At 74.6% G+C, this 7,768-nt stretch carries 9 protein-coding genes; 2 read left to right on the forward strand and 7 right to left on the reverse strand.

Annotation, left to right across the window (positions count from 1 at the left end; all coding sequences use genetic code 11):
* Positions 1–25 precede the first annotated feature (25 nt).
* From BJF77_RS02780 to BJF77_RS02800, 5 genes are all read right to left on the reverse strand, one after another.
* On the reverse strand, positions 26–1,930 hold the full coding sequence (locus BJF77_RS02780; RefSeq protein ID WP_075871213.1) for a heavy metal translocating P-type ATPase: 1,905 nt from the start codon (positions 1,928–1,930) through the stop codon (positions 26–28).
* Complete coding sequence (locus BJF77_RS02785) at positions 1,927–2,520, reverse strand: putative PEP-binding protein (RefSeq protein ID WP_083664931.1); 594 nt, start codon at positions 2,518–2,520, stop codon at positions 1,927–1,929. The genes BJF77_RS02780 and BJF77_RS02785 overlap by 4 nt, the downstream gene beginning before the upstream one ends.
* A 40-nt stretch (positions 2,521–2,560) precedes the next feature.
* The gene (locus tag BJF77_RS02790; protein ID WP_075871214.1) at positions 2,561–2,743 is read right to left on the reverse strand and encodes a hypothetical protein; all 183 of its coding nucleotides are present in this window, start codon (positions 2,741–2,743) and stop codon (positions 2,561–2,563) included.
* Positions 2,744–2,787: 44 nt separating this feature from the next.
* Complete coding sequence (locus BJF77_RS02795) at positions 2,788–3,195, reverse strand: hypothetical protein (protein WP_075871215.1); 408 nt, start codon at positions 3,193–3,195, stop codon at positions 2,788–2,790.
* 146 nt (positions 3,196–3,341) lie between these two features.
* Entirely contained in the window at positions 3,342–4,703 is a 1,362-nt protein-coding gene (locus BJF77_RS02800) for a uracil-xanthine permease family protein (RefSeq protein ID WP_047802424.1), read from the reverse strand.
* A 196-nt stretch (positions 4,704–4,899) separates the two neighbouring features.
* Between BJF77_RS02800 and BJF77_RS02805 the strand changes: the two genes are divergently transcribed.
* Together BJF77_RS02805 and BJF77_RS02810 are read left to right on the forward strand one after the other, a co-directional pair.
* On the forward strand, positions 4,900–5,961 hold the full coding sequence (locus tag BJF77_RS02805; protein WP_047802425.1) for an iron-containing redox enzyme family protein: 1,062 nt from the start codon (positions 4,900–4,902) through the stop codon (positions 5,959–5,961).
* Positions 5,958–6,212, forward strand: a complete 255-nt coding sequence (locus tag BJF77_RS02810; protein ID WP_238985984.1) for a CDGSH iron-sulfur domain-containing protein — start codon at positions 5,958–5,960, stop codon at positions 6,210–6,212. Before BJF77_RS02805 ends, BJF77_RS02810 begins: the two co-directional genes overlap by 4 nt.
* Before the next feature lie 95 nt (positions 6,213–6,307).
* Here the strand turns inward: BJF77_RS02810 and BJF77_RS02815 are convergent, their stop codons facing one another.
* The gene (locus BJF77_RS02815) at positions 6,308–7,126 is read right to left on the reverse strand and encodes an ABC transporter permease (RefSeq protein ID WP_255396108.1); all 819 of its coding nucleotides are present in this window, start codon (positions 7,124–7,126) and stop codon (positions 6,308–6,310) included.
* The coding region (locus tag BJF77_RS02820; protein ID WP_158041168.1) for an ABC transporter substrate-binding protein at positions 7,123–7,768 on the reverse strand (646 nt) is incomplete at its 5' end. The genes BJF77_RS02815 and BJF77_RS02820, both read right to left, overlap by 4 nt.

A 7,768-nucleotide genomic window follows, 5' to 3' on the forward strand; every position in this document is an offset into this window, starting at 1 on the left:
GCCCCCGGCATCGGACGGGCGGCCGTCACCGGGCGGGGAGCCCGCGCTCGCGGCGCGGTCCGCCCAGGGCGCGCAGGGCGTTGAGGATGGCCAGGAGGTCCACGACCTCCTGGCTGAGGGCCCCGGCGATCGCCGGGATCGCCCCGGTGGCGGCCACGAGCATGAGCACCACGGACAGGGCGATGCCCAGCCAGATGCTCTGCAGCGCCACCTGCACCGTGCGCCGGCCGATCCGTACGGCGCCGGCCGTCCGGGCGAGGTCCTCGGTGAGGACCACGACGTCGGCGGACTCGCTGGCGGCCGTGGCGCCCCGGGCGCCCATCGCGACGCCGACGTCGGCGGCGGCGAGCACGGGGGCGTCGTTGACGCCGTCGCCGACCATCAGCACCGGCCGTCCCGGGGCGTCACGCACGGCGCGGACCTTGTCCTCGGGCAGGCACTCGGCCAGCACCCGGGGAATGCCCAGCGCCGCGGCGACGTGCTCCACGGTGGCGCGGGCGTCACCGCTGAGCACGAGGATCTCCCGCACCCCGAGCCGGGCGAGGTCGGCCATCGTGGCGGCGGCGTCCTCGCGCACCTGGTCGCTCATCACCAGGGTGCCGGCGAAGCGGCCGTCCACGGCCGCGTAGACGGCCAGCTCACCGGGGCCCAGCGCCCGCTCCACCACGTCCGGGGCGGAGCGGGCCACGTGGGCCGGCTTGCCGACCACCACCCGGCGCCCGGCCACGGTGGCGGTGACCCCGTGGGTGGCCTCCTCGTGGGCGTCCTCGGCCGGGACCGGGACCAGCCCCCGGGCGAGCGCGGCCTCCCGGACGGAGGACGCGAGCACGTGGGAGGAGTACTGCTCGGCCGAGGCCGCCAGGAGCAGCAGCTCGTCCGGGCGGAACGGAGGACGGGCGTGCACGGCCAGCAGCTCCGGGCGGCCGTAGGTGATGGTGCCGGTCTTGTCGAATGCGGCGGTGCGCACCGTCGCGAGCCGCTCCAGGGTGCCGGCGTCCTTGATGATGACGCCGTTGCGGGCGGCCCGGCTCATGCCTCCCAGGAACGCCACGGGAGCCGCGATCAGCAGCGGGCAGGGGGTGGCCACCACGAGGACCTCGGCGAAGACCACCGGGTCCCGGTGGTACCACCAGGCCAGACCGGCCACCAGGAAGGCGAACGCGGTGAAGGGCACGGCGTAGCGGTCGGCCAGGCGCACCACCGGTGCGCGGGACGCGGCGGCCTCGCGCACCATCGCCACGATCCGGGAGTACTGGCTGTCGGCCACGGTCGCGGTGGCCCGCAGCATCACGGCCCGCTGCTCGTTGAGCGCGCCGGAGAGCACCGGCTCCCCGACGCGGCGGGTCACGGGCAGGCTCTCCCCGGTGATGGAGGACTCGTCGAAGTCGGCGTCCGCGCCGACCAGCTCCCCGTCCACGGGCACGACCTCGGCGGGGCGGACCATCAGCTCGTCCCCGGGGCGGACCTCCTCGACCGGGACGTCCTGGACGGACCCGTCCGGGCGCATCCGGTGGGCGAGGACCGGGGCGCGCTCGAGCAGCGCGTTGAGCTCCCTCCGGGCCCGGTTCGCGGCGTAGTCCTCCAGGGCCTGCCCGCCGGTGAGCATGAGGACGACCACGAGGGACGCCAGGTACTCCCCGACCACCACGGTGGAGCCGATCGCGGTGACGGCCAGCAGGTCCACACCCCAGTGCCCGGCGAGGACGTCCTCGACCATGCCCCACGCCACCCGGGCGGCCACGGCCAGCGCCCAGCCCGAACCCAGCCACTGGGCCGGCACCGGCTGCCCGGCGGCCAGCAGTCCCAGGACAACGGCGAGCACGGCCAGGGTCACGGCCACCAGCGGATAGCGCCGCGGGAACGCCAGCCACCGGCCGGCGCGGTCCGGGTCGACGTCGGTGTCCGGGCGCGAGCCGACGGAGAGCGTCATGACTCCATGGTCCTCCTGCGCTCCCTCGCGGGTTCGTGGCCGATCCGCTGCTCCGTCTCGGCGATGCGCCGGACGGTCCGGAGGAAGCTGTCCGGGTTCAGGGAGACCGAGTCGATGCCCTCACGCACCAGGAACTCCGCGAAGTCCGGGTGGTTGCCGGGCCCCTGACCGCAGATGCCGATCGGGATGCCGGCGGCGTGGGCCTTGCGGATCGCCTCGCTGATCATCCGGGTCACGGCCTCGTCGCGCTCGTCGAACAGCGCGCGCAGGGCCCCGGCGTCCCGGTCCACGCCCAGGACGAGCTGCGTGAGGTCGTCGGAGCCGATGGACAAGCCGTCGCACCGTTCGGTGGACTGTTCGGCCAGGACCACGTCGGCGGGGCTCTCGCCCACCATGCGGACCTTCGGCCCGTGTCGCGCTCCTCGAGCCGCTCCCGCAGGGGCGGGCCGATCCCGTTGGCCGTGACGTGGGCCCGGTAGGCGCCGGAGGAGGTCGCGAAGCCTCCCGGCACGCGGCCCCCGGGTAGTCGGCTCCCGCACCCTCTCCCCGAGGGAGGCGTTCTTGCCGCTCACCCGGGCGACGACCGACATCCCGAGCTCCTCGAACCGGAACACCTGGGGCGCGTCCACGTCAGCTCCTGCGCGCCAGCAGCTCCGCGACGGCCTCCTCCTCCACGCAGGCGTCGGCGGCGATCAGGCGCACCTGGGCCGTCTCGACGCACGCCTCGAGGCACTCGGAATCCTCCGAGCGCTCCTGGCGGGGGAGCTCCGGCGCGGCGGGGTGGGCCGTCAGGGCGCGGCGGATCGTGCTCACGGGCTTCTCCTCCAACGGACGGGACCGGGCGGGACGGCCCCGGGTCAGCCGGCGAGCCGGGCCCGGGGCGCGGTGCGGCGCCGTGCGGGGTGCCGCGGCCCCACGGGCTCGGGGGCGTCCCGGCCACGGCGGGCGGGCGTCCAGGTGGCGAGCCGGGTGACGGCGCCGTGGGCGGGCAGCTCGTCGGGCAGCACGAACTCCACGTGCGGGGTGCCCTGCACGGCGTCGTCGTGCTCAGCGGCCCAGCGCAGCAGGTCCACGGCGGCGGGCTCGATGTGGTGGGCGGAGGAGGCGTCCACGACCACCGCGATCCCCGGCACCAGGGTGCGGGCGCGCCGGACCAGCGGGCACAGGGCCCGGTGGTTGACCTCGGTGACGCACCCGGTGACGACGAGCCGGACGTGCCTGCCGTCCAGGTCGACCTGGACGAGAACGGACAGTTTGTGGTGCATGTGTTTTCTCTCCCCGCAGCGGTCGTGCGTGGCCGGCTGCTCGGCCCCCGCACGCCACGCTAGGGGAGAGGTGACGGACGTCACCAAAATATCCGGCCACTGGCGCGCATATTTCTTCTACCGACGGGTAGGCGGACGCCGGTCGCTCAGCCCAGCGGGGAGGGCATGCGCGTGGTGTCCGGGGCGAGCGGATCGCTGCCCACCGTGCCGCGTCCGCGGGCCAGGGCCGCCATGAGGTGGTAGACCACGAGCGTGGCGGCGGTGCCCAGGGCGATCCCCGCGAACTGCAGGCCGAAGGCCTCCCACGTGTAGTCCGCGATGCCGATGATCATGGCGACCGCGGCGGTGGTGAGGTTGACCGGGTTGGAGAAGTCCACACGGTTCTGCACCCAGATCCGCACACCCAGCATGCCGATCATCCCGTACAGCACCGTGGCCGCCCCGCCGAGGACGCCGGCAGGGACCGTGGCCACGGCGGCACCGAACACGGGGAAGACGCTCAGCAGGATCGCCACGAGGGCCGCCACCCAGTAGGCCGCCGTCGAGTAGACGCGCGTGGCGGCCATGACGCCGATGTTCTCGGCGTAGGTCGTGGTCCCGGAGCCGCCGCCCGAGCCGGCGATCACGGTGGCCAGCCCGTCGGACATGATGGCCCGTCCGATCCAGGGATCGAGGTCGTCGCCGGTCATCAGGGCCACCGACTTCACGTGCCCGATGTTCTCCGCCACCAGGACCAGGATCACCGGGATGAACAGGCCCATGAGGGGCAGGTGGAACTCGGGGGCCTGGAACGGGGGCAGCCCGAAGAGGCCCTGCTCCCGCCACACGGCGCCGAGCACGGAGAAGTCCACCTCCCCGCGCAGCACCGCGGTGACGTAGCCGAGGCACACGCCGAGCAGGATCGACAGGCGTCCGGGCAGGCCGCGGAAGAGCACCGAGATGAGGACGATGGAGGCCAGCGTCACGAGCGCGGTGACGGGGGCGGCCATGAAGTTCTCCTTGGCGGAGGGGGCCAGGTTGAAGCCGATGAGCGCCACGATGGTGCCGGTGACCAGGGGCGGCATGAGCCGCTGGAGCCAGGACGTGCCCGCGAACTGCACCACGAGACCGATCAGGAACAGCGCCGCACCGGCCATCAGGACGCCGCCGAGCGCGCCGCCGGGGCCGTACTGGTTGGTCGAGGCGCTGATCGGGGCGATGAACGCGAAGGAGGACCCCAGGTAGGAGGGCACCCGTCCCGCCGTGATCACCAGGAAGAGGATCGTGCCCACTCCGGAGAAGAAGAGCGTCGTGGAGGGCGGGAACCCGGTGATCAGCGGCACCAGGAAGGTGGCGCCGAACATGGCCACCACGTGCTGCGCGCCGATGGTGACGGTCCGGGGCCAGGTGAGCCGTTCGCGGGGGGTGACGACCTCCCCGGCGGTGACGGTGCGGCCGTCGCCGTGCAGGCGCCAGCCCAGTCCGAGACGGGCGGCGGCGGTGGTCTGTCCGGGCACGGGGGAACTCATGCGGGTCTCCTCGACGGCGGGGTGCAGCCCGGAGCCGGGCCCCCACCACTGTACTCGGTGCCCGGGCGATGCCCTGGGCGGTGCTGCCCGGCGCCCCGGGGCACGGCACGTGTCGGACGCCCTCCATATGATCAGCACGGTGATGGAAACTATGATGGTGGCCGGTTCACCCCACCGGACGAACAGGAGTCGACACATGCGTCAGCCACAGCCACGAGGCCCGCTGGGCGAGGACCTCCTCGCGGCGTTCCGGGAGGCACCCGGCACCCCGGCGGCGGAGTCCCGGGCCGCGGCGCTGCCGGACGCCGCCCGCGCCGCCGTGTCCCGCGCAGGCAGCGTCCTCGCCGACGACGACGTCCAGCTCGGCCTGTTCCTCCTGCACGCCCTGCACTACCAGGGGATCGACGAGGTCGACGACCGTTGGGAGAGCGACCCCGAGCTGCTGCGCACGCGGGGGATCCTCTCGGACGCGCTCGAGGCGCAGCTGCGCGCGGAGCTGCCCGCCGACACCGTGCCGGACACCCCGCAGTCGGTCGCGGACGCGCTGTTCGCCATGGCCGCCGACGACGACGGCCCGAGCCTGGCACGCCACCTCTCCGGCCGGGCGGACGCCGGGCAGGCACGGGAGTTCCTGCAGCTGAAGTCCGTCTACCAGCTCATGGAGGGCGACCCGCACACCTGGGGGATCCCGCGGCTGAGCGGGCGGGCGAAGGCCGGCCTGATCGAGATCCAGATCGACGAGTACGGGGGCGGCAACGCCGCCCGGATGCACGCGGCCCTGTTCGCGGCCGGGATGCGCGAGGCCGGCCTCGACGACTCCTACGGCAGCGCCGTGGACCGGGTGCCCGCGGAGTGGCTCGCCGGTGTGAACACCGTCAGCATGTTCGGCCTGCACCGCCGGCTGCGCGGGGCGGTGGTGGGGCACCTGGCGATGTACGAGATGACCTCGTCGGTGCCCTCCAAGTTCCTGGCGCGCGGCTTCCACCGCCTGGGCCTGCCGGCCGCGGCCGCGTTCTACGACGAGCACGTCGAGGCCGACGCCGCCCACGAGCAGATCGCCGCCCGGGACATGGCCGGGGGGCTCGTGGTCGAGGACCCTGCCGTCGCGGCGGACGTCTTCTTCGGCGCCCGCTGCGTGCTGCACCTGGACGCGCTCGCCGCCCGTCAGGCGCTGGCCCGCTGGGAGGCGGGGGAGTCCGCGCTGCGCCCGGCCCCGGCGGAGTCCTCCCGGTCCGGTGCTGCGGAGCTGGTGCGGTGAGCGCGGAGCGCCCCGCCGAGGACCACGAGCCGGTCCTGGACCCCGGGCCCGGCGGACCCACCGAGCCGGTGTCGATCACCGTGTGCCCGGACGGCCCGCTGCTCGTGCGCGGCGGCTACGAGCTGCTGGACGGGGACGACCGCCCCATCGACCCCGGGCGGGCCACCGTGGCGCTGTGCCGGTGCGGAGCCTCCTCCATCAAGCCCTTCTGCGACGGCTCGCACAAGCGGGCCCGCTTCCGGGCCCGCTGATCCGCCCGCCGGCGCTCAGCGGCGCGGACGCGGCTCGCGCAGCAACCACTGCGCGAGCCCGTCCAGGGCCATGCCCAGCAGACCGATGACGAGGATCACCACGAGCATCTCGTCGTAGGCCAGCCGGTCGCGGGCGTTGAGGATCTCGTAGCCCAGGCCGCTGCTGACCCCCAGCATCTCGGCCGGGACGATGACCACCCACGAGATCCCCAGGCCAGCCGCACGCCGGTCATGACGAACGGGCGGATGCTCGGGAGCACCACGGTGCGCAGCCGCTCGGCGGGGGTGGCCCCGAGCGTCTCGGCGACCCGCAGGTGCAGCGGGTCCAGGGCCGCGACGCCCGCGGCCGTGTTCATGGTGATCGGCCAGACCGCGGCGGCGGCCACCAGGAAGATGACGGGCGCGTTGCCGACCCCGAGCAGCGCCACGGCCACCGGCGCCCAGGACAGCGGGGAGACCATGCGCAGGAACTGCACCACCGGGGCGCTGGTCCACCGGAAGCGGCGGTAGGAGCCGATGAGCAGGCCCAGGGGCACGCCGAGCCCGGTGGCCACGCCGAGCCCGCACAGCAGGCGCCACAGACTGGTCAGGCCGTCCTGGACGACCACGCCCCGCTCGAACAGCGAGGCCACGGCGCCGGGCATCCGCTCGGGCCGGAACGCGGCGATCATCGTGCTGGCGCCCGCCGCGGCGTGCGTGAAGGCCCACCACACGGCGACCGTGACCAGCACCCCGAAGAGCCCCCAGGCCGGGCCGGCCCAGCGGGACCGCGGGCGCGGGGCGGGCCGCGCCGCAGCGGAACGGGCCGGTCCGGAGCGGGGCGGGCCGGTGCGGGACGGGTCCGTCCGGGCGGCGCCGTCGAGGTCGGTGGGGAAGTCCGCGGCGTCCTGCGGGGTCCGGTGCGGGGCGCTCATGGGGCGATCTCCTCGGTGCGGGTCGTGCCGGTCAGGCCGAAGACGCTCAGCCCGCCGGCCTTCTCGATGCTGCGGGTCACGAGCGTGTCCTCGACGAGTTCGCGGTGGGCGGCGGCCGGGTCCAGCCCGTCGAGGAACCCTGCCGGGGCGTCGACGACGGTCTCCTGCATGGCCCGCACCAGCTCCTCGGTGAAGCTGGCGTACGGATACGGGCGGAAGTCCAGGCGCTCGCCGCTCCACGCGGGGTGGTGCAGAGCGTCCTGGTGCGCGGCGGCGGAGTAGGTCAGGGCCTGCTGGATCACGGGCCGGGGCTGGGGGAGGTAGCCGGCGGACAGCAGCGCCGCGGTCTCGGGGCGGTTGTCCCGGGCCCAGGCCTGCGCCCGGACGAGGGCGTCCATGAATCCCTGGGCCTGCGCCGGGCGGTGGCGGATGAGCTCGCCGCGCATCATGGTCACGCAGCACGCGTGGTCGTGCCAGACGTCGCCGAGGAACCGGTGGATGGTCCCCACCTCCTTCGCCTCGGCGGCCGCGTTGAACGGGTCGGCCACCACGTAGCCGCCGATCACCCCGTTGTTCAGGGCCGGGAGCATGTCGGAGGGGGCCATGGGCAGGAGGGCGACGGTGCGGTCCTGCCGGGACGGG

The sequence above is a fragment of the Kocuria sp. CNJ-770 genome, assembly GCF_001942375.1.
GTDB lineage: Bacteria > Actinomycetota > Actinomycetes > Actinomycetales > Micrococcaceae > Kocuria > Kocuria oceani.

What these genes read in the sequence shown, in the direction of transcription:
- BJF77_RS02805 (WP_047802425.1), top strand. Translation starts at nt 4,900, where the DNA reads ATGCGTCAGCCACAGCCACGAGGCCCGCTGGGCGAGGACCTCCTCGCG.
- BJF77_RS02785 (WP_083664931.1), bottom strand. Translation starts at nt 2,520, where the DNA reads ATGTCGGTCGTCGCCCGGGTGAGCGGCAAGAACGCCTCCCTCGGGGAG.
- BJF77_RS02795 (WP_075871215.1), bottom strand. Translation starts at nt 3,195, where the DNA reads ATGCACCACAAACTGTCCGTTCTCGTCCAGGTCGACCTGGACGGCAGG.
- BJF77_RS02780 (WP_075871213.1), bottom strand. Translation starts at nt 1,930, where the DNA reads ATGACGCTCTCCGTCGGCTCGCGCCCGGACACCGACGTCGACCCGGAC.
- BJF77_RS02800 (WP_047802424.1), bottom strand. Translation starts at nt 4,703, where the DNA reads ATGAGTTCCCCCGTGCCCGGACAGACCACCGCCGCCGCCCGTCTCGGA.
- BJF77_RS02815 (WP_255396108.1), bottom strand. Translation starts at nt 7,126, where the DNA reads ATGAGCGCCCCGCACCGGACCCCGCAGGACGCCGCGGACTTCCCCACC.